The organism is Brucella cytisi, from assembly GCF_038433355.1.
Classification (GTDB): domain Bacteria; phylum Pseudomonadota; class Alphaproteobacteria; order Rhizobiales; family Rhizobiaceae; genus Brucella; species Brucella cytisi.
Map to the genome: position 1 here is coordinate 443592 of NZ_JBCAUP010000001.1, position 21547 is coordinate 465138.

Genomic DNA, 21547 nt, shown 5'->3' on the forward strand with positions numbered 1-21547 from the left:
CAATGCGGGGCAAAACAAGGGAACGGGAAGATGTCTATCAATAAATGGAAGGCTGGCCTTCTGGCCGGATTGAGCATTCTGGCGCTGTCGTCGGTCGCAAATGCTGGCGAAGTGCGCATGACCGTGGCAGAGTACAGCTCCAAGACCGGCCTTTATTTCGAAGAGGTCAAAAAGGCATTTGAAGCCGCCAATCCCGGTATTACACTCAATTTCGAAGTCGTTCCGTGGGATGTACTTCTGCAGAAATTGACCACCGACATTTCAGCAGGCACCAATGCGGACCTTTCGATCATCGGCACACGCTGGTTGATCGATTTCGTGCAACAGGGTATAGCCGAGCCGCTCGACGGTTACATGAACGACGAGTTCAAGGGCCGTTTCATCGAAACTTTCCTGTCGCCATCCATTCTTGAAGGCAAGACCTACGGCCTGCCGATCGCAGCCTCAGCCCGCGCCATGTATTACAACAAGGATCTGCTGGCCAAGGCAGGCGTCGAAAACCCGCCCGCAACCTGGGACGAATTGAAAGCCGCCGCCACCAAGATCAAGTCGCTCGGCGGAGAGAATCACGGTTTCGGCTTGCAGGGCAAGGAAATCGAGACCGACGTTTATTACTATTACGGCATGTGGTCCTATGGGACAGAAATTCTCAACAAGGACGGTACGTCGGGCCTCAGCACACCCGGCGCGCTTGAAGCCGCGAAACTTTACAAGTCGCTGATCGATGATGGCCTGACCCAGCCCGGCGTCACCTCCTATGCCCGTGAAGACGTTCAGAACCTCTTCAAGCAGGGCAAGGTCGGCATGATGATTACCGCGCCTTTCCTTTCCAACCAAATCAAGGAAGAAGCGCCAAACCTCAAATATGGCGTTGCAGCCATTCCAGCCGGACCGACAGGCGCGCGTGGCACCTATGGCGTGACCGATTCCGTCATCATGTTCCAAAATTCCAAGAACAAGGAGGAAGCCTGGAAGGTGCTCGACTTCCTGTTCCAGACCGAATGGCGCGCCAAGTTCACGCAGGGCGAAGGTTTCCTTCCGGTCAACAAGGAAGAAGCGAAGATGGATTATTACGTCAATAATGCCGATCTTGCCGCCTTCACCGCGCTTCTGCCGGATGCCCGCTTTGCACCGATCATTCCGGGCTGGGAAGAAATTGCCGACATCACGTCCAACGCCATGCAGAGCATCTATCTCGGCAAGGGCGAACCTGATGCCGTGCTGAAGGACGCCGCCGCCAAGGCGGATGCAATCCTGAAGAAGTAACACTCCCCGCCTGCCCGGCAGTGCCCTCGCTCTGCCGGGCTTTTTTCTTTTCAGGGATTTTGATTGCCAATGCAAAGCCGCACCCTGCCCTATCTCCTGATCCTGCCGAGCCTGCTTCTGGCTGCGGTAGTGATCTTCTGGCCCGTGGTGCATCTCGTTGAAATTGCCAGCCATGACGTAAACCGCTTCGGGCAGCTACGCGATTTCAACGACGGCGCAAATTTCACTGCACTTTTCGCAACGCCCGATTTTCTGAATGCACTCTGGCGCACCGCACTCTGGACCGTCGCCGTGGTTGGCGGGGCACTTATCGTCTCCATTCCGGTCGCCATCATCCTCAACATGGATTTCTATGGCCGTTCGGTAGCGCGGGTCATCGTCATGCTGCCGTGGGCAGTTTCGCTCACCATGACAGCCATTGTCTGGCGCTGGGCGCTCAATGGCGAAAGCGGAATGCTCAATTCGGCACTGCGCAATCTCGGCATCATCGACAGCAATATTCAATGGCTGGCGAGCGCGGCCACCGCCTTTCCAATGCAGATACTGGTCGGCATTCTGGTCACCGTGCCGTTCACGACCACGATCTTCCTCGGCGGACTGTCATCCATTCCGGAGGATCTTTATGAAGCGTCGTCTCTCGAAGGCGCCAGCCTGTGGCAGCAGTTTCGCGAAATCACGTTTCCGCTGCTTAAGCCCTTCGTCAACATCGCCATCGTGCTCAATACGATCTATGTCTTCAATTCATTCCCGATCATCTGGGTCATGACGCAGGGTGGACCGGCAAACTCCACCGATATTCTGGTAACGCATCTCTACAAGCTGGCTTTCCGTCTCGGGAAGCTGGGAGAAGCCTCTGCCGTATCGCTTATCATGCTGGCAATACTCCTCGTCTTCACGGCGATCTATATCCGCCTCGCAATGCGGGGAGAACGCGCATGACCGGCTCGAAGCTGAAACGCACAATCATTGCCTGGGCCGTTCTGTCGCCGCTTATCGTGCTGACACTGTTTCCCTTCGCGGTGATGTTTTCCACCGCCGTCAAGCCTCCACAGGAGGTCCTGTCTCCAACATGGTGGCCAAGCAGCTTCCGATGGCAGAATTTTTCGGAAATGTGGGTTCAGACCAAATTCGGGCAAGCGCTGCTGAACTCGCTTTACGTTTCGGTTATTGCTTCCGTCGGCGCCATCATTGTTTCCATTCCTGCCGCCTATGCCATGTCGCGCTTCCGCTTTGCAGGCCACTGTGCATTCCGGCAATTCCTGCTGATTTCGCAGATGATCTCGCCCATCGTTCTGGTGCTGGGGCTTTTCCGGCTGCTCGCCGCCTATGGATTGATTGAAAGTGTCTCCGCGGTCGGCGCGGTCTACATGGCCTTCAACATCGCCTTCACCGTGTGGATGCTGCAAAGCTATTTCGACACCATACCGCGCGATCTGGAAGAAGCCTCGTGGATGGAAGGCGCCGGGCGCGGCAAGACACTGATAAAAGTGTTCCTGCCGCTCTGCCTGCCCGCCATTGCCGTCACGGCAATTTTCACCTTCATCAATGCATGGAACGAATTCGTCGTCGCATTGACCATGTTGCGCAGGCAGGAAAGCTACACCCTGCCCATTCAGGTCTTCTCGCTCGTCGCGGGGCGCTACACGGTCGAATGGCATTACGTCATGGCGGCAACCTTTCTTGCCACACTGCCGGTCGCCATCCTTTTCATCTGGCTCCAGCGCTATCTCATCAAGGGACTGGCCCTTGGAGCAGTCAAATAACCGGAGAAAATCATGTCCAGAAAACAGGTCTTCGGCGCATCGCAAGTGCCACTTTCCCCCGCCGTTCGCGCAGGCGACACAGTCTATGTTTCTGGTCAGGTGCCAGTCGGACCAAACGGCCAGATTGTTGAAGGCGGCATCGAAGCCCAGACAAAACAGGTCCTCGAAAACGTCAAGGCCGCACTTGCGCTTGCAGGCGCCACAATGGAAGACGTGGTCAAAACCACCATGTGGCTGGAAGATGCTCGGGATTTCGGGCGGATGAATGCCGTTTACGGCACCTATTTTCCAAAAGAGCCTCCCGCGCGCACCACGGTTGAATCCCGCCTGATGATCGACATCAAGATCGAAGTCGAAGCCATCGCCTACGCACCACAAAAATAAGCACGTCACCTCCCCGCACAGAGTATTTCCATGCGCATTTTCACCGCATCGCTTGCGACAGAAACCAACACGTTCTCGCCGGTTCCAACCGACAGGGCCTCGTTCGAGATGGCTTTTTATGCCGCGCCGGGCAAGCATCCGGAAACGCCGACGCTTTGCTCTTCGCCCATTGTCGCATTGCGCAAGCGTGCGGCAGCGGAAGGGCTGACCGTCATCGAAGGCACTGCCACCTGGGCGGAACCGGGCGGATTGTTGCAGCGGCAGGCGTTCGAGGAATTGCGCGATGAAATCCTTGACCAGCTGAAAGCCGCAATGCCCGTTGATGCGGTCGTTCTCGGCCTGCATGGCGCCATGATCGCTCAAGGTTACGACGATTGCGAGGGTGATCTTCTGGAACGCGTGCGCGCCATTGTCGGGCCGGATATTCTGGTTGCCAGCGAATTCGATCCGCATAGCCATCTGACGCCGAAGCGTGTCGAAAACCTCAATATTTTCGCGTCGTTCCTCGAATTTCCTCACACGGATTTTTATGAGCGCGGCGAGCATGTGGTCGATCTTGCGCTGGACGCCTTGAAAGGTCACATCAAGCCGGTCATATCCACTTTCGACTGCCATTTGATCAGTGTGTTTCCCACAAGCAAGGAGCCGATGCGCTCCTTCGTCGACCGCATCAAGGCGATGCACGGCAAAGACGGGATTCTGTCGATCTCCGTCATTCATGGCTTCATGGCTGCCGATGTGCCGGAAATGGGAACCCGTATTCTCGTCGTCACAGACAACGATCCGGCCAAGGGTGAAGCACTTGCCGAAAAACTCGGGCGTGAACTGATTGCGATGCGCGAGCAGACGTTGATGACCATGTTCGACACCGATCAGGGCATCGACCGGGCGCTGGCTGCCCATGCAGCCAATCCTGACAAACCTGCGGTGATCGCAGATGTATGGGACAATCCCGGCGGCGGGGTTGCAGGCGACGGAACCTATGTCCTTCGCCGCCTGATCGAACGCGGTATCGACAATATCGGCATTGCTACGATCTGGGACCCCATCGCAGTGACATTCTGCCATGCGGCAGGCGAAGGCGCGGTGATCGACCTGCGTTTCGGCGGCAAGTCCGGCCCGCTTGGCGGTGACCCCATCGATGCCCGCGTGACGGTCATGAAAACCCTTGCCGAAGGCTGGCAGAGTTTTGGACCAAGCCGCGTGACGCTGGGGGCCTCGGCGGTTGTGCGACTTGAAGGCACCGAGATCGATATCATTCTCAACACCAACCGGACGCAGACATTCGAGCCGGATATCTTCTCCAATATCGGCATCGATCCGATGAAGAAGGATATACTGGTGGTCAAATCCACCAATCATTTCCACGCAGGCTTCGTGCCGATTGCTGCCGAGATTATCTATGTCGCGGCGCCCAGCTCCTATCCGAGCAATCCGCGCACGACCAATTACCGCAAGCTCAGCCGTGCCATCTGGCCGCGTGTCGAAAATCCGTGGTGAACAAATGAAAAAGCGCGGGAAATTCCCGCGCTTTTTTTGAGCATTTCCGGTTTAAATTGAAACATTGGAAATGCTTTATCTCTTTGTTTTTACGCATTATCCTACGCAAAACCGCTTCGCACTTTTGCTGGAAATGCTCTAATGAGCCAGATAGGTTGAGATAATCGGCACGTAAGTTACCAGCGCCAGCAGGATGAACAGCGCCATATACATGCTGAATGCCTGGCGGGTGAAATCTCCCACCCTCACCTTCGCAATATTGCAGACCATCAGCATGACCGTTCCGACAGGCGGTGTCAGCGTGCCAATCGACAGGTTGATAATCACGATGATACCGAAATGCACAGGATCAATGCCCAGAGCCTTTACCGTCGGCATCAGAAGCGGCACCAGAACGATCATCAGGGCCGTGCCCTCGATCAGCGCGCCGAGGATCAGCAGGATCACGTTGACTGCCAGCAGGAACGCATAAGGATTGCTGGTGAAGGACGAGATCAGCTGCATCAGCGACTGGCCGGCCTGTTCAAGCGAAAACACCCATGCGAGCGCTGATGATGCCATGATGACCAGCATGACGGACGCGGTCGATTTCGCTGTTTCGATCAGCGAATCCACCACATGCGAGATGCGCATTTCGCGATAGATCACGAAGCCGATAATCAGAACCAGCGTAACAGCAACTGCACCGGCTTCCGTCGGGGTGAAGATGTTCATGCGGATGCCGCCGATGATCGCGAACAGCAGCAGCACCGCAGGCCATGCCGAAGCAAGCGTCGAGGCAACTTCGGCTCCGCTCATCCGCTTTTCACGGCTTGGCTTGTAGCCGCGCTTCACCGATGTAACATAGGCCGCAATCATCAGGATAACGGCGCCGAGAATACCCGGAATGACACCGGCCATGAACATCTTGCCGATGGAAACATCCGCAATCAGGCCATAGATGATGAGCGCGATACCCGGAGGAATGATCGGCGTAATCAGCGAGCCTGCAGCTGTCACCGCGCAGGAAAACGCCTTGTCATAGCCGCGCTTGACCATTTCCGGCACCATCATGCGGGTGAGCATGGCGCTGTCGGCCAGATTGGAAGCGCTGACGCCACCCATCAGGGTGGAAACCATGATGTTGGTGAGTGCCATGCCGCCGCGCATACGACCGACCAGAATTTCCGCGACCTTGATCAGACGTTCTGCAATGCCGGTATGCGACATCACCGTACCAAGCATGATGAAGAACGGAATGGCAAGCAGCGACGTGTTCTGTGCCGGGCTGATGAAGCGCTGCACGGCAATCGCTATCGGCATCTGGTTGAAAAAGGTGAAATAGGTGAAGACCGCAATCAAAATGGCCACATAGAGGCGCATATTGAGCGCGATCAGCGCCAGCATGATAAGAACGATGGTTGTCAGGTTCATGCCTTGCCTCCCGCAAAAGCGGCGCGCAAGGATTTGAATGCGCCTGCAAACATATAAAGAGCGATAATGACGAAGCCGACCGGCACAGCGATATCGATCCAGTAATAGGAGACTCGCAGCACGTCAGTCACTTTGAACTGAGCCGTGACCGAAAGCTTGTAACCGGCATAGGACACGTAAAGCAGGAACAGTCCCGACAGGATGGAGACGATGGCGTTGACGACATCGCGCACCTTTTCCGACAGCAGATCCACGAGCATCGGAATGGCAAGATGCTGGTTGCTGCGTTCTGCGGCGACACTGCCAAGCATCACGATCCAGATCATCAACAGACCGGCCATTTCCTCGGTCCATTGTAATGGCTGATGCATCCAATAGCGCATGACGACGGCGATGTTGAACATCGCAAGCAGGATGAACAGCGGCACGGCAGCCAGCCATTCGATCAGTTTTTCAAACAGTTTCATCGGATTGAATTCCATGAGCGAACCATGCCGCAGCAACGCCGCGACATGGTGATATCCGAATAGGGATGGATCAGTTCAGTTCGGCTTTGATCTTGTCGTAAAGGCCCGGCGACCATTCCGGGAACTGGGTGTAGACCTTTTCAGCAAGTGCCTTGAAAGGAGCGCGGTCGACATCAATGACCTCGACACCAGCTTCCTTCATCTTCTCGATCATTTCATTGTCTTTTTCGATCGTCAGCTTCTGGCTATAGAGACCCGCATCGTAAGCGGACTCATGGATCATCTTGAGCTGATCTTCCGGCAGCGTGGAGAAGAAGGCTTCGCCGCCGACAATCAGAGCAACGTTGGTCAGATAGCCGACCTTGCTCAGATATTTGGCTTCTTCCTGGAACTTCTGGCCGTAAAGAACCGAGATCGGGTTCTCAACGCCATCAATCACGCCCTGCGCCAGCGCCGGGAAGGTTTCGCCCAGCGGCATCGGGGTTGGCGTTGCGCCCATGGCTTCGAAAGTCTTGATCTGCATGACGTTGTTCGGCACGCGAATCTTCATGCCCTTCAAATCTTCAGGCGTACGGATCGGCTTCTTGGAAATGATCTGACGAATGCCGTAGAGATAGTTCGGCATTACGATGTGAATGCCCTTCTTCTTCAGCTCTTCGCTCTTTTCCTTGAACCAGGGACCATCATAAACTTTGAAAAGCTGTGCCGGATCATCGGTCAGGAACGGACCGTAGAGTACGCCGAGGTCCGGGTCATATTCGGCCAGAAAGCCAACGTCGGAAATGGTCACGACATTGAGCCCCATCATGGCCTGCTCGGTCACGTCCTTCTTGGAGCCCAGCTGCGAGCTTGGATAGAGTTCGAGCGTGATTTCGCCATTGCTGCGCTTGGCAAGATCATCTTTCCAGTAATGCATAACCTCATCGAAAGGCTCGCCGGGGTTGTTTTCATAGGCAACCTTGATCGACACATTGGCAGCGTATGCAGCCATGCTTCCTACCAGCAGCATGCTGGCGGCGATCATGCCGGTAACGAGTTTCTTCATCTTTGTCCTCCCATATGGGGTCATTAAACAATTGGCCTTAGGGCCGGTTTCCTCCGTTAGAGCGCCATGCGTCCAATTTGGACGCATAAAGGACGCTCTAATTTCTTCAGTTTACGCAGCGATTTTCCATCGATGCGTGGCAGCCCCACGTCTTCCTTCCCGACGTGGAGCATTTGCTTCGATTTCAGTCGCGTTCGATGATGATCTTCAAAACGTTACGGTCGCCATCCCAGTAAGGGAGTGCCGCTTCAGCTTCATGAAACGGAAATACCTTCGAGATCAGCTTGTCGGCATCCGCCCCAAGCTTTTCCAGATGCGCAATGACGGCCTCGAAATCGGTGAGCGTGGCATTGCGTGATCCCATGATGTCGAGCTCCTTCAGGTTGAAGAACTGCGTCTGATAGGTGACCGGTGCCTTGGAATAGCCGACATAAACCACCCGGCCCGCAAAGCCCGCCAGGTCAACAGCCTGCGTGAAGGTGATCGGCAGGCCGACCGCTTCGAAAGCAACATCCACGCCGTCGTCGTTGGTCAGTTCCTGAACCTTAGCGACGACATCCTCACCGCCCGGCAATGCGTGCGTTGCGCCGAATTGCAGTGCGAGTTCGCGCTTTTCGGCACTTGGATCAATGGCGATGACCTTGGCACCGCGCGCCAGCGCGCCGATGAGAACACCCATACCGATCATGCCGCAACCGAGAACAGCAACCGTATCACCTGCCTGAACACGTCCGCGCTCGACGGCATGGAAGCCAACCGAAAGCGGCTCGACCAGCGCCAGATGGCGGGGCGCCAGCGTCTCATTGAGGATCAATTTTTCCGCAGGCAGCACGATCTGGTCGGCCAGTCCGCCATTTTGCTGCACGCCGAGCGTCTTGTTATAACGGCACGCATTCAGCCGACCTTTGCGACAGGACGAACATTCACCGCAATTCGTATAGGGTAGCACGATGACCCGCTTGCCTTTGACATAGGCAGCGCTGACACCCTCTCCGGCTTCCATGATCTCGCCGCCGATTTCATGCCCAGGAATGCGCGGCAGCTGCACCAGCGGATTAAGTCCCTTGAAGGTGTTCAGATCGCTGCCGCAGAGACCCACGTGCCGAACCCGCACACGGATCTGACCGGCCAGCAACGGCGCTTCGTCGATTTCTGCAAAACGTGTGACGTTTTCGCTCTCGATACGCAGAGCTTTGACCATCGAATTATTCCTGTCAGTCGTCATTAAAGAAAGGGATCAGGTTACGGCGCCGACCTGCCAAGGCACGAATTCGTTGTCGCCATAGTCGTAGACTTCGCTCAACGTCTTCTCGCCGGATGCGACCGCGATGATATGTTCGAAGATGCGGATGCCGGACTGTTCGATGGTCTCGTCGCCGGTGACGATACCGCCGCAATTGATGTCCATGTCTTCCTTCATGTGCTCGTACATTTCGGAATTCGTGGCGATCTTGATGCAAGGCGAAGGTTTGAAACCGGAAACCGAACCACGGCCCGTGGTGAAGCAGATCACGTTGCAGCCACCGGCCACCTGTCCAGTCACCGCGACGGGATCGTAACCCGGCGTATCCATGAAAGTGAAACCCTGTTCCGTGACGGTTTCGGCAAACTCATAGACGGCCTTGAGCGGCATGGAGCCCCCTTTGGCAACTGCACCGAGCGACTTTTCCAGAATGGTGGTCAGCCCGCCGAGCTTGTTGCCATGCGATGGGTTGTTGTTGAGTTCGTCGCCATTGCGCGCCGTATAATCACGCCACCAGTCGATGCGCTGCAACAGCTTTTCAGCGACCGCAGGCGTTACCGCGCGACGGGTCAAAAGATGTTCAGCACCATAGATTTCCGGCGTTTCCGAAAGAACGGTCGTGCCGCCATTGCGCACGATAAGGTCCGAGGCATAGCCCAATGCCGGATTGGCCGAAATGCCGGAATAGCCATCCGAGCCGCCGCATTCCAGCGCCACTTTCAACTTCGACAGCGGCTGCTTGGTGCGCACCGCCGAATTGACCAGCGGCAGCATTTCCTTGATTTCTGCTATCGCATGATCGATGGTCTTGCGCGTACCGCCATGTTGCTGGATCGTCATGGTGCGAAGGCGCGAGCCTTCTTCCATGCGGTAATGTTCGAGGATCGGCGCGATCTGGTTGGTTTCGCAGCCAAGGCCGATCAGCAGGATGCCGCCAAAATTCGGGTGCTTGGCATAGCCCTGAATAGTGCGTGTCAAAAGCCGATAGCCTTCCGACTTGGTGTTGAGCGCACAGCCGCTGCCATGTGTCAGCGCCACGACGCCATCGACATTGTCGAAACCATCGAGACCGCCCATGCGGTTGAAATAATCGGCGATGTAACGCGACACCGTGGCCGAGCAATTGACCGACGAAATCACCCCAATGAAATTGCGCGTGCCGACACCGCCAGCGCCCCGGTCATAGCCCATGAAATGGCGGCGTTCTGCGTCCGGCAGCATGCCGCGTTCTTCAATATCGATGGAGAACTGATGCTCGTGTTCGGAGGGCAGCATGGCGAGGTTCTGCAAATGCACATGCTCGCCCTGAGCGATATCCTTCGTTGCAACGCCGATCACCTGACCGTATTTCAGGACTTCCTTGCCTTCCGGAATATCGCGAATGGCAACCTTATGCCCGCGACCGATCAGTTCGCTGGCCCTGATCCCGTCAAGGCCGATCTGATCACCGGCGCGAACCGAAATGCGCGCAACAGCAACATCATCCGACGGATGCAGCAGAATAACCGGCGCAACCGCTGTATCAACGGATTCATTCATTTGTCTGACCTCACTCCCAAATCGTCCCGGCTAATTACTCGCTGGGTTCATTATCCATCCAACGCTGCTTGGACCGGTCCAGATGCGTTCGCATGGCTGCCTGCGCCTGAAGCGGATCCCTCGCTTCCAGCGCCGCATAGATGGCTTCGTGCTCGGCCAAAGCCAGAGCCCATGTATCGTTATCTTCGAAGCGCGTCCTGATATGCGACGTCAGCGGACTATGCCGCTCGTCAAAAAGGTCGCGCACGATGCGCACCAGCATGGAATTGCCCGATTGCTCGGCAATGAGCAGATGAAACTGCCTGTCGAGCTCAATCGCCTTGCGCCCCGCATCGACATTCACCTTCATTGCGTCAATCGTTGCGCGCAGTTCGGCAAGCCTTTCAAGCGTCATGCGCGCACAAGCCGTGACGACCACGCTGCCTTCGACCATTTCGCGCGCCTGCATGATTTCAAGCGGACTCTCGCCGATGGAAGCGCCATGTAAAAGCGAACGCTTTTCCGACTCTGCCGTGACATAGATGCCGGACCCCATGCGGATTTCGACATTACCGGCGATTTCGAGTGCAATAAGCGCCTCGCGCAGCGAAGGCCGCGACACGCCAAGTTGCTGCGCCAGCTCGCGTTCAGCCGGTAGCCTGCTGCCAGCAGGAAACTGGCCGTCCTGGATAAGGCTTCTCACCCGATCTGCGATCTGCTGATAAAGCCTGCGCGGTTCCGCAGTTGCCGTAAAATCGCTCATAGCGCTCCCAAATCCGCCTCTCCTCGAATTGGCCTTACCATATTTCCAACCGGACAGAAGCGCAATATGCTTAAAAACCCGGTTAATTGCGGCAAATCGCGCATTTCAACATGTGGGACCGAACCAATCGTTCGATAAAGAATCCTACTGGCTTGACCAATTTACCCTGCATCGCTTAGTTAAAACCACTGATTTATGGGAGAAGATCATGCGCGAGAAGCAAGCGATCCTGCAGTTCGGCACCAGCCGTTTTCTGTTGGCTCATGTCGATTTCTTTGTTTCGGAGGCGCTTTCCAAGGGCAAAGCCATCGGGACAATTGCCGTCGTGCAGACGACTTCAAACCCCCAGAGCAGCCAGCGCATCGCGGCTTTGAACGAAAGCAACGGCTATCCTGTGATGATCCGTGGGCTTGTCGACGGCAAGCCATCCGAGACAGAACATCAGGCGAAGGGCGTTACCGCTGCCTATTCCGCACATCACGACTGGGCGGCGATTCTCGACCTCGGTGCCAGCGTCGATGTGATCCTCTCCAACACCGGCGACAAGGGCTACGAACTCGACAGAAGCGATGACAGCTCGCTTCTTGCGAACCCGGATGCTTTGCCGAAGAGTTTTCCAGCCAAACTTCTGGTGCTTCTACATCACCGCTGGCAGCACAATCCCGATGCGCCATTGTCGCTGTTTCCCTGTGAGCTGATCTCGCGCAATGGCGACAGGTTGCGCTCGATCCTCATCGACCTTGCGCATAACTGGAAACTGCCGGACGGTTTCGTGCAATGGCTCGAAACCCGATGCATTTTTGCCAACAGCCTTGTCGACCGCATCGTTTCCGAACCCATCGAGCCAATCGGCGCCATCGCCGAGCCCTATGCGCTCTGGGCAATCGAGAAGGCCGATGGCCTTACGCTTCCCTGCGAACACGAAGATATCGTCGTCACCGACGATCTTGCACGCTATGAGCATTTGAAACTCTACTTGCTCAACCTTGGCCACACATTCATCGCGGAACAATGGCTCAAGGGCAGCCGTCCGAAAGACGAGATCGTACTGGAAGCCATGCAGGACGAAACGATCCGGAATGAACTGGAAGCGGTCTGGCACGAGGAAGTCCTGCCGGTATTTGCTGCAGACGGCCTTGGCGAACAGGCCGAAGCTTACGTGGCTTCGGTGCGGGAGCGGTTTCTCAACCCCTTCCTCAAGCATCGCATCGCAGACATTGCTTCCAACCATGACGAAAAGAAGCGGCGTCGATTCGCGCCGATCATCGCCCGTGCGTCGGAACTCGGCCTCAATCTCGCACAGAGCCGTTTGAAGGCAGCTGTCGGCTAAGCCATTCGTTCAGCTCGATTTCTGCGCGTTCCAGCGCACTGTAATTCAGTAGTTTGCGTAAAAGCGCTACCGTCACGGCACGAGCCCGGAGGTTGAAACGCCCTTCCTCCGGCTCACCTTTTTCCTGATAAACGCCAAGTTTTTCATAGAGTTGCTGCAATCTGTTCTGGACGCTTCTCAGCGAAAGATTGCGGCGGCGCGCAATAACGCGATCCGTAAGCCCCAGCGCAATATCGACCAGAATTTCATATTCACTTTCGCTGAAACCGCTGGCATGACCGAGGCTCTTTTGCTGCAGGCCGCGCACCTCGCGGTCGATGACGCATTGTGCTTCGACAAAGATGCTGCGCAATGCCAGCCGCAGCTTGTCATCGGACGCCGATTTCAGCACATAGCCATAAGCTGCCCCTTCCGGTACGATGCGCGACACACCGCGCACATAGGCTTCGTCGGCATAGTTCGACCAGAACAGGATGCGCGTTTCAGGATTCTCCTTCCAGATGGTGCGGGCGGCCTCAATGCCATTGCGCCCGCTCATCTGCAGGTCCATGACAATATGGGCTGCGCGGTGCTGACGGGCCAGCTTCTCACCTGCCGAGCCGTTGTCGGCTTCCAGCACATCACTGCATTCAGGCAATGCCGCACGCACAGCCTCGCCGAGATAGGCGCGATGCAATGGATCATCTTCCACGATCAGAACATGCATTTTACCCTCCCTCCTCCCGGCACATTTCCACAGGCAGATGGATCGTCACGCTGGTGCCACCGCCTTCCCCATTTTTCCTGATAGCAAAACTTGCAGAAATCAACCGCGCGCGCGTGCGCATATTGTCGATCCCATGTCCGACACCATGCCCGTCACTGGAACGTTGCATCTGGCGATCCATGCCGATGCCATTGTCTGCGACTTCGACGTGCAGGCGACCGCCCTTGTCGCGAAACGTAACCCGCAACCGGCTGGCATGAGCATGGCGGATCGTATTGTTGATCGCTTCCTGCACGATGCGGAACAGCGAAGTCGCAACCGTTTCCTCCAACTGATCGGCCATGCCGTCGCTGCGGTCGTCCAGCGTCCACTCGATGGACGATCCACTGTCGCGCACCGAACGGTCAAGATGATTTTCCGTCGCTTGCACAAAACCGAACAGCTGAAGAATTGAAGGCTTAGCTTCTTCAATGATTTGCCTGAGATCGTGCATGCAATGCTGCAGCCCGCGAAACAGCGGTTCAAGCTGCTCGCCCGAGAGGTCCGCTGCATGGGTAAGCCGCTCCACGTGACGCGCAAGGCGTGTCAGGTCGGCCAGCGTCTGGTCATGCAAATCCATACCGATGCGATGGCGCTCTGTCTCCAGCGCTTCGGTCAGCTTCAACGCGCCGAAACGCAAGCCTTCCTCGCGAGCGCGCGCTTCCGTTTCCACGATAGCGGAACGCTTGGCCTGTTCCGCCGCGCGGATCGCAAAAAAGTATGGTGCAAGGAGATCGGCAATCGACTGGGCGTTTTCCACGTCCCGCACAGTGTAGCAGGCGGGCGCGAGACTGGAGCAGCTGAGCGCGCCGATAATATCGCCCTGCGCCTTCAAGGGCACATGCAGGCGGCCTTTCAGATCATGCTCGATGATCGGACTGGAAAAGGAACCTTCAAAGTGAAAACGCTGGTCGGTGCGCGCATCGTCGGTCAGAAGATGATCGACTTCGCCGGAGAGCACCGTTCGAATGGGACTGCCCGACAACAGGGCGGGAGGATTACGACTCCAGGCCGTCGATATGCCGCTCTCATAGGCGATGTGGAACTTGCCATCGACCATCTTGATGCAAACGTCCAGATGATCATAGGGCACGATATGCGTGATTTCCGCCGCCACCGCCTGAATAATGGAATCGAAGTCGAGTTGTCCCGCCAGCAATCTGGAAATATTCAGATAGTGGTCGAGCAACCTCTGGGGCACGAGTTCGGCCAAGCGTTTCTCCTCCAAACGCAAATTGCTCATGAAGCACTATAATACGCCGTCACATCCTCGGCGCGTCTTGCGGGTTCCCGCAATTTTGCTGCAGGAACCCGCAAGACAGTTGCTTCATTCGGCCTTCACAGAAGGCTTCTCTTCTTTCATCCTCGCTTCACCAGAAAATTGCCCGCAAGACAAGAGCGTAAAATCGCGTCAGGTGCAGACTGGTGCCGTTGAGGAGCGGCGGTGCGGGAGGCTCGCATCATAATCAATTCAGACGATCCGAAGTGCCGGGGCGCTGCGGGTCGTACACTGGCAACCGGGAGGAAAGAATGAAACTCGCAAGAATCCTTTTCGCATCCGCAGCACTGGCAGGCGTTCTCGCCGTTGGCAGCGCGATGGCCGACACATCGTCGAAGAAGATTGCATTCTCCAACAATTATGCTGGCAATTCGTGGCGCCAAGCCATGCTGCAAAGCTGGGACAAGATTACCAAGGAAGCCGTGAAGGCCGGTGTGGTCGCTGCGGCTGATCCGTTCACGACGGCTGAAAATCAGGCCACAGAACAGGCCGCACAGATCCAGAACATGATCCTGCAGGGCTATGACGCCATCGTCATCAATGCCGCTTCGCCAACCGCTTTGAACGGTGCAATCAAGGAAGCCTGCGATGCGGGCATCACGGTCGTTTCCTTTGACGGCACCGTCACGGAGCCTTGCGCATGGCGCATCGCGGTCGATTTCAAGGCAATGGGCGAAGGCCAGATCGACTATCTCGCAAAGCGCTTCCCCGATGGCGGCAACCTGCTTGAAATCCGCGGCCTTGCCGGTGTTTCGGTCGATGACAATATCCATGCCGGCATCGAAGAAGGCGTGAAGAAGCATCCGAAATTCAAGATCGTCGGCTCCGTCAATGGCGACTGGGCGGCAGACGTCGCACAGCGTGCCGTCGCCGGCATCCTCCCAAGCCTGCCGAAAATCGACGCAGTCGTGACGCAGGGCGGCGACGGCTATGGCGCTGCGCAGGCCTTCGCCGCCGCCAAGCGCGAAACGCCGATCATCATCATGGGCAACCGTGAAGACGAGCTGCAGTGGTGGAAGCAACAGAAGGACGCCAACGGCTATGAAACCATGTCGGTTTCGATTGCGCCCGGCGTTTCCACGCTTGCTTTCTGGGTTGCCCAGCAGATTCTCGACGGCAAGGACGTGAAGAAGGACCTCGTGGTTCCGTTCCTCAGCGTCAGCCAGGAATCGCTCGACAAGGATCTGGCCAACACCCAGAAGGGTGGCGTCGCCAATGTCGAATATTCGCTGGAAGACGCGCAGAAGGTTATCGACGCGGCCAAGTAAGCCGGGCCTCACATAATCGAGCGATTGGGGCGGGTTTCGTTCCCGCCCATTTCCATTGTCTATTCTTCAGCATTTCCAGCAGTTAGTTGAGCGTATGACAGAAACAGCAGAGAAACGGGAGGTCGTCGCCGCGCGCAGTATTCGCGTGCAGTTCGGTGCGGTGAAAGCACTGGATGGCGCCGAGCTCGTGATCCGCGAAGGTGAATGCGTCGGGCTGGTCGGCCACAATGGCGCGGGCAAATCCACCATCGTCAATGTCATCAATGGCGGGCTGTCGCCACATGAAGGCAGCGTTTCCTATCATGAGGAAGCAGGATACGGCGTAGCGATGGCGCGCAAGCACGGTGTGCGCTGCGTCTTTCAGGAATTGTCGCTGTTTCCGAACCTGACCATTGCCGAAAATGTCCGCATCATGCAGCGCGATCTGACCGGCGCTGGCTGGCGCGGCAAGGCCGTCGAACTGATTTCCAAAAAGCTCGACGAGATTTTCCCCGGTCACAAGATCGACAGCGGCGCCACCATCGACGAGCTTTCCATCGCCGAGCGGCAGATGGTCGAAATCGCCGTCAACTTTACTGCGCCCGGCACTGCGCCAAAACTGGTTATTCTCGATGAGCCGACCTCATCGCTTGATGCAGGCATCGCCGCGCAGCTCATGGCCTATGTGCGCCGTTTCGTCGGCACCGGCGGCGCCGTTATCCTGATTTCGCATATGTTGGGTGAAATCCTCTCAACCTCCGACCGCATCGTGGTGATGAAGGACGGCAAGGTCGTCGCCAACCGCGCTGCGGGCGATTTCACCAATCGCAGTCTTGTCGAAGCCATGGGCAGCGTCGAGCGCGAAAAGGCCGCACGCCGCGTTGCAAAGACCGATACAAGCAGCACGCCCGTTCTGTCTCTCGCCAAGCGCGCCAGAGACATCAAGCCGTTTCAGGCATTCAAGGGAGAAGTCATCGGCCTCGCCGGGCTGGCCGGACACGGACAGACCAGGATGCTGCTCGATCTCTACTATGCACGGCGGCCGAACTGGGTTCCGGCACGCAATTGCGAAATCGCCTTCGTTGCGGGCGACCGCAGCCTCAACGGCACCTTCCCGCTGTGGAGCATCCTGCACAATCTCACCATCGGCTCGCTGGACCGGCTGTCGTCGCTGAAACTCGTGGAGCAGAAGCGGGAAGATGTCCTCGGCAGCGGCTGGAAAGACCGCATCCAGATACGCACGCCGGATATGGGTAACCGCATCCTGTCACTGTCGGGTGGCAACCAGCAGAAAGTGCTTTTCGCCCGCGCACTGGCAACCAGCGCCAACACTATTTTGATGGACGATCCCATGCGTGGCGTCGATGTCGGCACCAAGCAGGAAGTCTATGAAATCCTGCGCCATGAGGCCGAAAACGGACGCATATTCGTCTGGTACTCCACCGAAATGGACGAAATCGAACTTTGCGACCGTGTCTATGTTTTCCGCGACGGCGCTATCGTTGCGGAACTGATCGGCGAAGACATTACGGAAAAGAACGTGCTTGCAGCATCATTTGAGGGAGGTCACGAATAATGCGCCTTTCCTCTTCCTCCATCCGCCTGCTGACGCCGGTTTTCTCGCTGGTTCTGCTGCTTGCCGCTGTCTTCTACATTCAGCCGCGCGCCATGAGTTATACGGGGCTGAACCTGCTGTTCAATCTGGCCGTCCCTATCGCATTGGCAACCATCGCACAGATGCTCATCATGGCTGTCAACGACCTCGACCTCTCGATGGGCACCTTCGTGAGTTTCGTGGTCTGTGTTGCTGCGACCTATCTCAACACTGCGCCCGTCATCGGAGTGCTGATCCTTGCCGCCGCCATTGCATCTTATGCGGCGCTTGGCGCACTGATCCACCTGCGCAATCTGCCTTCCATCGTCGTCACGCTTGGCATGAGCTTCGTCTGGGGCGGGTTTGCCGTTCTGCTGCTACCCTCGCCCGGCGGACAGGCGCCGGACTGGGCGCGCTGGATCATGACCGCCAAGCCGCCTTTCATGCCGATGGCCATTGTCGCCAGCATCCTGATCGCGGTCGTCACGCATTTCATCGTCATGCGCTCGACCTTCGGCGTGCTGATGCGTGGCGCGGGCGGTAACAGCCGTTCCATAGAACGTGCGGGCTGGTCTGTGACCATGATCCGCGCCGGAACCTATGCACTGGCGGCCTTCTTCGCAGTGCTTGCAGGTATCGCACTCGTCGGTCTCACCACATCGGCCGATGCCAATATCGCGTTACGTTATACGCTTCTGTCTATCGCAGGCGTTATTCTCGGTGGTGGTGAATTCGTCGGCGGACGCGTATCGCCTATCGGAGCCGTCATCGGCGCGCTGACGCTGACGCTTGCCGGATCCTTCCTATCCTTCATGCGCATTTCGCCGGACTGGCAGATCGGTGCGCAAGGCGGCATTCTCATCGTCGTGCTGGCATTGCGCCTCTTCCTCAATCGCCTCGAAAAGAGGGAGAAAAAGCAATGAGCGGTCTCACCATCCTGACCAACCGTCCGTGGATATGGTCGTTCATCGCCACTGCCGTCGTCTGGATCATCACCATCCTCTTTACCGGCGGCGCTGGCGCGCACGGGCTTTCCCACGCAGCTTTCACTTTCGCGTCCTTTTCGGTGATTGTCGGCCTCGGCCAGATGTTCGTCATCACGCTCGGCCCGGGCAATATCGATCTGTCTGTCCCGGCCAACATGACGCTTGCCGCAACACTGGCGCTCAAGCTCATGGATACGCAGGACGGCATGGTGCTGGCGGGGCTTAGTGTTGCTATTCTGGTTGGTGTTGCTATTGGCATCTGCAATTATGCGCTGATCAAGCTTCTACGCATTCCGCCCATCATCGCCACCTTGTCGATGAGCTTCCTGATCCAGTCCACTGCCATCTGGAGCAATCGCGGCCTGCGCGTGAAACCGCCAGAAAGCCTAGCGCAGTTCACGACATCCTCCACGTTCGGTCTTCCTAATGTCGCCCTCGTGGCGCTGATCCTGTCAGTCATTGGCTGGGTACTGTTGAAGAAGAGCATCTATGGACGCTGGATTTCGGCAATTGGCCAGAGTCCTTTCGCTGCGCGTATGGCGGGCGTTCCGGTCGATGGCACCCGCTTCATCACCTATCTGCTCTGTGCAGTGCTCGCTTCGCTCTGCGGCTTTCTGCTTGCCTGCTTCTCGGGCGGTGCAGCGCTGAACATGGGCGCGGAATATCTTTTGATGTCGATTGCCGTCGTCATCATCGGCGGCACGGCGGTTGCAGGCGGTGATTCCAACATCCCTGGTATTTGGGGTGCCGCCCTCTTCATGTTCCTCATAGTTTCGATGCTCAACACCTACGGCTTCGGCGCCGGTGTCCGTCTTGTCCTGACTGGCCTCACCATCATTGCGGTGATCATCCTCGCCAGTGGTCGACGCGCCGAGCGCTAATTATCTTCGGAGTATCTTCCTTGTCTCAGACTGTTTCGATTTACGAAATCCACGACGAACGCTTCAAGCAGATGATCGTGCCGAGCGCCGATCTGGACGAACTTTATAGCGGTTGCCGCTGGGCGGAAGGCCCGGTGTGGTTTGGTGACCAGAACTGCCTATTGTGGAGCGACATTCCGAACCAGCGCATCCTGCGCTGGGTCCCAGATGGCGGCGTTTCAGTGTTCCGCCAGCCCTCCAATTTCTCCAACGGCAACACCCGTGATCGTGAAGGACGCCTCGTCACCTGCGAGCATGGCGGTCGCCGCGTCACCCGCACGGAACCAGATGGCAGCATCACTGTGCTGGCGGACAGCTATCAGGGCAAGAAGCTCAATGCGCCTAACGACGTTATCGTGCGCTCGGATGGAACAATCTGGTTCACCGATCCCACCTACGGCATTATGGCGGATTATGAAGGCTACAAGGCCGAACCGGAACAGCCGTCGCGCAATGTCTATCGCCTGGATCCCAAGACCGGCGAGATCGATGCGGTCGTAACTGACTTCCACCAGCCGAACGGGCTGGCTTTTTCGCCGGACGAAACAAAACTCTACGTCGCCGACAGCGCCTATAGCCACGATGACAACGCGCCGCGCCACATCCGTGTCTTCGATGTTGTGGACGACGGCAAGCGGATTACCAGCGGCGCCGTATTCTGCACCATCGACATGGGCCTGCCGGACGGTTTTCGTTTCGATACGGACGGCAATCTATGGACCAGTGCTGGTGATGGCGTGCACTGCTTTTCGCCGGAAGGGGCGCTTCTCGGCAAGATCAGGACGCCGCAAACGGTGGCCAATGTGACTTTCGGCGGTCCACGCCGCAATCGGCTGTTCATCACAGCAACGAAGTCGCTTTATGCGGTCTATCTCACAGTCACCGGCGCCCAATATCCTTGATAAAACAACGGCGGCTTTCCAAAACGAAAAGCCGCCGCTCTTTATAAGTATAATAATTCATTGAAAAAACTGCATTCGCCGCGAGTCGCATTCATGCGAACCTGCCAATAAGGTTTCTTTATTTAAAACGGATCTTCCCGGCCCAAAACCGGGGCGACCCGCATATCAGAACCGTGAATGACGGAACAAATCAAAGAATGATCTCTTCTGTCCTTCAGCCTGCACATAACAAGAAAGGCCACAGCCTTAGAGCCTGTTCCAAAAAGGGTTGAGCGATTTCAGCAGGTTATGATTCAATCGGATTTCTGACATACGATGGAGATCACGATGGCCTGGACTGAAACCGCTCGCCGACAGTATGAGCGTCGCAATTCGCGTTATGCAAGCGATTTAACGGATGCGGAATGGTCTGTGCTCGAACCGCTGATGCCTTTGCCACGACATCTCGGTCGCCCTCGAAAGACAAACCTGCGAGAAGTGGTGAACGCGCTTCTTTATATAGCTTCTTCGGGCGGTGCGTGGCGGCTTTTGCCTACTGAATTCCCACCATTCTCCACGGTGCAGAAATATTTCTACCGCTGGAGAGATGATGGCATGCTGCGGACCATCAACAACACACTTGTGATGATTGCGCGTGAACAGGCCGACAAGCAGCCCAGCCCCACGGCTGGTGTGATCGATAGCCAGTCGGTGAAAACCACGGAAAGCGGCGGAATACGAGGTTTTGATGCGGGGAAGAAGATCAACGGTCGCAAACGTCATATTGTGGTTGATACTCTCGGCCTGATGGTTGGTCTCGTGATCCATTCTGCGGGCATTCAGGACAGAGACGGCGCGCCGGATGTCTTGAAAACCATTCTCAAACGTTGGCCGTGGTTGCGGCATATCTTTGCTGACGGCGGATACGCAGGACCAAAGCTCAAAGGCAGGCTGGAAAAGGTCGGGAGGTTTACACTGGAAATCGTCAAGCGGTCTGATCGCGCTGAAGGTTTCCAACTACTCCCGCGTCGATGGGTTGTCGAACGCACATTTGCATGGCTGGGACGGTGTCGCAGACTGACCAAGGACTTCGAGAAAACCATCGCTTCCTCTGAAGCGTGGATCTACATCGCAAATATCCGCTTCCTCACCCGAAGGATCGCAAGAGCCTGATATCGTTACGTTCATTATGATTCAGGCTCT

The 21547-nt window shown here is 56.6% G+C and carries 19 protein-coding genes and 2 pseudogenes; 12 read left to right on the top strand and 9 right to left on the bottom strand.

Annotation, left to right across the window (positions count from 1 at the left end):
• Window positions 1-30: 30 nt before the first annotated feature.
• On the top strand, window positions 31-1266 hold the full coding sequence (locus tag AAE521_RS02095; protein ID WP_342060371.1) for an ABC transporter substrate-binding protein: 1236 nt from the start codon (window positions 31-33) through the stop codon (window positions 1264-1266).
• A 69-nt stretch (window positions 1267-1335) separates the two neighbouring features.
• Window positions 1336-2160 (top strand): annotated as a pseudogene (locus tag AAE521_RS02100) (carbohydrate ABC transporter permease); the annotation flags it as partial.
• Here AAE521_RS02100 and AAE521_RS26815 read toward each other — a convergent pair.
• Window positions 2107-2229: pseudogene (locus AAE521_RS26815) on the bottom strand (hypothetical protein); the annotation flags it as partial. The pseudogenes AAE521_RS02100 and AAE521_RS26815 overlap by 54 nt on opposite strands.
• Between AAE521_RS26815 and AAE521_RS02105 the strand changes: the two are divergent.
• From AAE521_RS02105 to AAE521_RS02115, 3 genes are read left to right on the top strand one after another with little or no spacing between them, the layout of a single operon-like run.
• Window positions 2202-3029: a carbohydrate ABC transporter permease gene (locus AAE521_RS02105; RefSeq protein WP_342060372.1), complete on the top strand. Its 828-nt coding sequence runs from the start codon at window positions 2202-2204 to the stop codon at window positions 3027-3029. The pseudogene AAE521_RS26815 and the gene AAE521_RS02105 overlap by 28 nt on opposite strands.
• Before the next feature lie 12 nt (window positions 3030-3041).
• A complete protein-coding gene (locus AAE521_RS02110) occupies window positions 3042-3413 on the top strand; it encodes a RidA family protein (RefSeq protein ID WP_342060373.1) in 372 nt (123 codons plus the stop codon).
• A 30-nt stretch (window positions 3414-3443) separates the two neighbouring features.
• Window positions 3444-4913: a M81 family metallopeptidase gene (locus AAE521_RS02115; RefSeq protein ID WP_342060374.1), complete on the top strand. Its 1470-nt coding sequence runs from the start codon at window positions 3444-3446 to the stop codon at window positions 4911-4913.
• A gap of 138 nt (window positions 4914-5051) precedes the next feature.
• Here AAE521_RS02115 and AAE521_RS02120 read toward each other — a convergent pair whose 3' ends face one another.
• The 6 genes from AAE521_RS02120 to AAE521_RS02145 form a co-directional block, all read right to left on the bottom strand.
• The gene (locus AAE521_RS02120; protein WP_071631318.1) at window positions 5052-6326 is read right to left on the bottom strand and encodes a TRAP transporter large permease; all 1275 of its coding nucleotides are present in this window, start codon (window positions 6324-6326) and stop codon (window positions 5052-5054) included.
• On the bottom strand, window positions 6323-6793 hold the full coding sequence (locus AAE521_RS02125; RefSeq protein ID WP_342060375.1) for a TRAP transporter small permease: 471 nt from the start codon (window positions 6791-6793) through the stop codon (window positions 6323-6325). Before AAE521_RS02125 ends, AAE521_RS02120 begins: the two co-directional genes overlap by 4 nt.
• Before the next feature lie 70 nt (window positions 6794-6863).
• On the bottom strand, window positions 6864-7838 hold the full coding sequence (locus AAE521_RS02130; RefSeq protein ID WP_071631316.1) for a C4-dicarboxylate TRAP transporter substrate-binding protein: 975 nt from the start codon (window positions 7836-7838) through the stop codon (window positions 6864-6866).
• A gap of 184 nt (window positions 7839-8022) precedes the next feature.
• A complete protein-coding gene (locus AAE521_RS02135; protein WP_342060376.1) occupies window positions 8023-9039 on the bottom strand; it encodes a zinc-binding alcohol dehydrogenase family protein in 1017 nt (338 codons plus the stop codon).
• Window positions 9040-9075: 36 nt separating this feature from the next.
• Window positions 9076-10620 (bottom strand): UxaA family hydrolase, encoded by a 1545-nt coding sequence (locus AAE521_RS02140; RefSeq protein WP_342060377.1) that lies wholly within the window; start codon window positions 10618-10620, stop codon window positions 9076-9078.
• A gap of 34 nt (window positions 10621-10654) precedes the next feature.
• Window positions 10655-11362, bottom strand: coding sequence for a FadR/GntR family transcriptional regulator (locus tag AAE521_RS02145; protein WP_342060378.1), 708 nt, complete (start codon window positions 11360-11362; stop codon window positions 10655-10657).
• A gap of 208 nt (window positions 11363-11570) precedes the next feature.
• On the opposite strand from AAE521_RS02145, the gene AAE521_RS02150 reads away from it, so the two are divergent.
• Window positions 11571-12692, top strand: coding sequence for a mannitol dehydrogenase family protein (locus AAE521_RS02150; RefSeq protein ID WP_342060379.1), 1122 nt, complete (start codon window positions 11571-11573; stop codon window positions 12690-12692).
• Here the strand turns inward: AAE521_RS02150 and AAE521_RS02155 are convergent.
• Both AAE521_RS02155 and AAE521_RS02160 read right to left on the bottom strand, forming a co-directional pair.
• Window positions 12652-13398, bottom strand: coding sequence for a response regulator transcription factor (locus AAE521_RS02155; protein ID WP_010659092.1), 747 nt, complete (start codon window positions 13396-13398; stop codon window positions 12652-12654). The two genes, AAE521_RS02150 and AAE521_RS02155, sit on opposite strands and share 41 nt — an antisense overlap.
• 1 nt (window position 13399) lies before the next feature.
• Complete coding sequence (locus AAE521_RS02160) at window positions 13400-14650, bottom strand: GAF domain-containing sensor histidine kinase (protein ID WP_342060380.1); 1251 nt, start codon at window positions 14648-14650, stop codon at window positions 13400-13402.
• Between the two features lie 317 nt (window positions 14651-14967).
• Between AAE521_RS02160 and AAE521_RS02165 the strand changes: the two genes are divergently transcribed.
• The 6 genes from AAE521_RS02165 (at window position 14968) to AAE521_RS02190 (ending at window position 21517) form a co-directional block, all read left to right on the top strand.
• Window positions 14968-15984 carry an ABC transporter substrate-binding protein gene (locus AAE521_RS02165; protein ID WP_342060381.1) on the top strand — a complete coding sequence of 339 codons (1017 nt, stop codon included), beginning with the start codon at window positions 14968-14970 and terminating at the stop codon, window positions 15982-15984.
• Between the two features lie 94 nt (window positions 15985-16078).
• A complete protein-coding gene (locus AAE521_RS02170) occupies window positions 16079-17539 on the top strand; it encodes an ATP-binding cassette domain-containing protein (RefSeq protein ID WP_342060382.1) in 1461 nt (486 codons plus the stop codon).
• Window positions 17539-18480 (top strand): ABC transporter permease, encoded by a 942-nt coding sequence (locus AAE521_RS02175; RefSeq protein WP_342060383.1) that lies wholly within the window; start codon window positions 17539-17541, stop codon window positions 18478-18480. Before AAE521_RS02170 ends, AAE521_RS02175 begins: the two co-directional genes overlap by 1 nt.
• On the top strand, window positions 18477-19424 hold the full coding sequence (locus AAE521_RS02180; protein ID WP_342060384.1) for an ABC transporter permease: 948 nt from the start codon (window positions 18477-18479) through the stop codon (window positions 19422-19424). Before AAE521_RS02175 ends, AAE521_RS02180 begins: the two co-directional genes overlap by 4 nt.
• A gap of 71 nt (window positions 19425-19495) precedes the next feature.
• Entirely contained in the window at window positions 19496-20365 is an 870-nt protein-coding gene (locus AAE521_RS02185) for an SMP-30/gluconolactonase/LRE family protein (RefSeq protein ID WP_342060393.1), read from the top strand.
• A gap of 327 nt (window positions 20366-20692) precedes the next feature.
• Window positions 20693-21517, top strand: a complete 825-nt coding sequence (locus AAE521_RS02190) for an IS5 family transposase (protein ID WP_342060385.1) — start codon at window positions 20693-20695, stop codon at window positions 21515-21517.
• Window positions 21518-21547 lie beyond the last annotated feature (30 nt).

Coding starts and splice junctions, on each gene's coding strand:
- AAE521_RS02095 (WP_342060371.1), top strand. CDS start 31: ATGTCTATCAATAAATGGAAGGCTGGCCTTCTGGCCGGATTGAGCATT.
- AAE521_RS02105 (WP_342060372.1), top strand. CDS start 2,202: ATGACCGGCTCGAAGCTGAAACGCACAATCATTGCCTGGGCCGTTCTG.
- AAE521_RS02110 (WP_342060373.1), top strand. CDS start 3,042: ATGTCCAGAAAACAGGTCTTCGGCGCATCGCAAGTGCCACTTTCCCCC.
- AAE521_RS02115 (WP_342060374.1), top strand. CDS start 3,444: ATGCGCATTTTCACCGCATCGCTTGCGACAGAAACCAACACGTTCTCG.
- AAE521_RS02120 (WP_071631318.1), bottom strand. CDS start 6,326: ATGAACCTGACAACCATCGTTCTTATCATGCTGGCGCTGATCGCGCTC.
- AAE521_RS02125 (WP_342060375.1), bottom strand. CDS start 6,793: ATGAAACTGTTTGAAAAACTGATCGAATGGCTGGCTGCCGTGCCGCTG.
- AAE521_RS02130 (WP_071631316.1), bottom strand. CDS start 7,838: ATGAAGAAACTCGTTACCGGCATGATCGCCGCCAGCATGCTGCTGGTA.
- AAE521_RS02135 (WP_342060376.1), bottom strand. CDS start 9,039: ATGGTCAAAGCTCTGCGTATCGAGAGCGAAAACGTCACACGTTTTGCA.
- AAE521_RS02140 (WP_342060377.1), bottom strand. CDS start 10,620: ATGAATGAATCCGTTGATACAGCGGTTGCGCCGGTTATTCTGCTGCAT.
- AAE521_RS02145 (WP_342060378.1), bottom strand. CDS start 11,362: ATGAGCGATTTTACGGCAACTGCGGAACCGCGCAGGCTTTATCAGCAG.
- AAE521_RS02150 (WP_342060379.1), top strand. CDS start 11,571: ATGCGCGAGAAGCAAGCGATCCTGCAGTTCGGCACCAGCCGTTTTCTG.
- AAE521_RS02155 (WP_010659092.1), bottom strand. CDS start 13,398: ATGCATGTTCTGATCGTGGAAGATGATCCATTGCATCGCGCCTATCTC.
- AAE521_RS02165 (WP_342060381.1), top strand. CDS start 14,968: ATGAAACTCGCAAGAATCCTTTTCGCATCCGCAGCACTGGCAGGCGTT.
- AAE521_RS02170 (WP_342060382.1), top strand. CDS start 16,079: ATGACAGAAACAGCAGAGAAACGGGAGGTCGTCGCCGCGCGCAGTATT.
- AAE521_RS02175 (WP_342060383.1), top strand. CDS start 17,539: ATGCGCCTTTCCTCTTCCTCCATCCGCCTGCTGACGCCGGTTTTCTCG.
- AAE521_RS02180 (WP_342060384.1), top strand. CDS start 18,477: ATGAGCGGTCTCACCATCCTGACCAACCGTCCGTGGATATGGTCGTTC.
- AAE521_RS02185 (WP_342060393.1), top strand. CDS start 19,496: ATGATCGTGCCGAGCGCCGATCTGGACGAACTTTATAGCGGTTGCCGC.
- AAE521_RS02190 (WP_342060385.1), top strand. CDS start 20,693: ATGGCCTGGACTGAAACCGCTCGCCGACAGTATGAGCGTCGCAATTCG.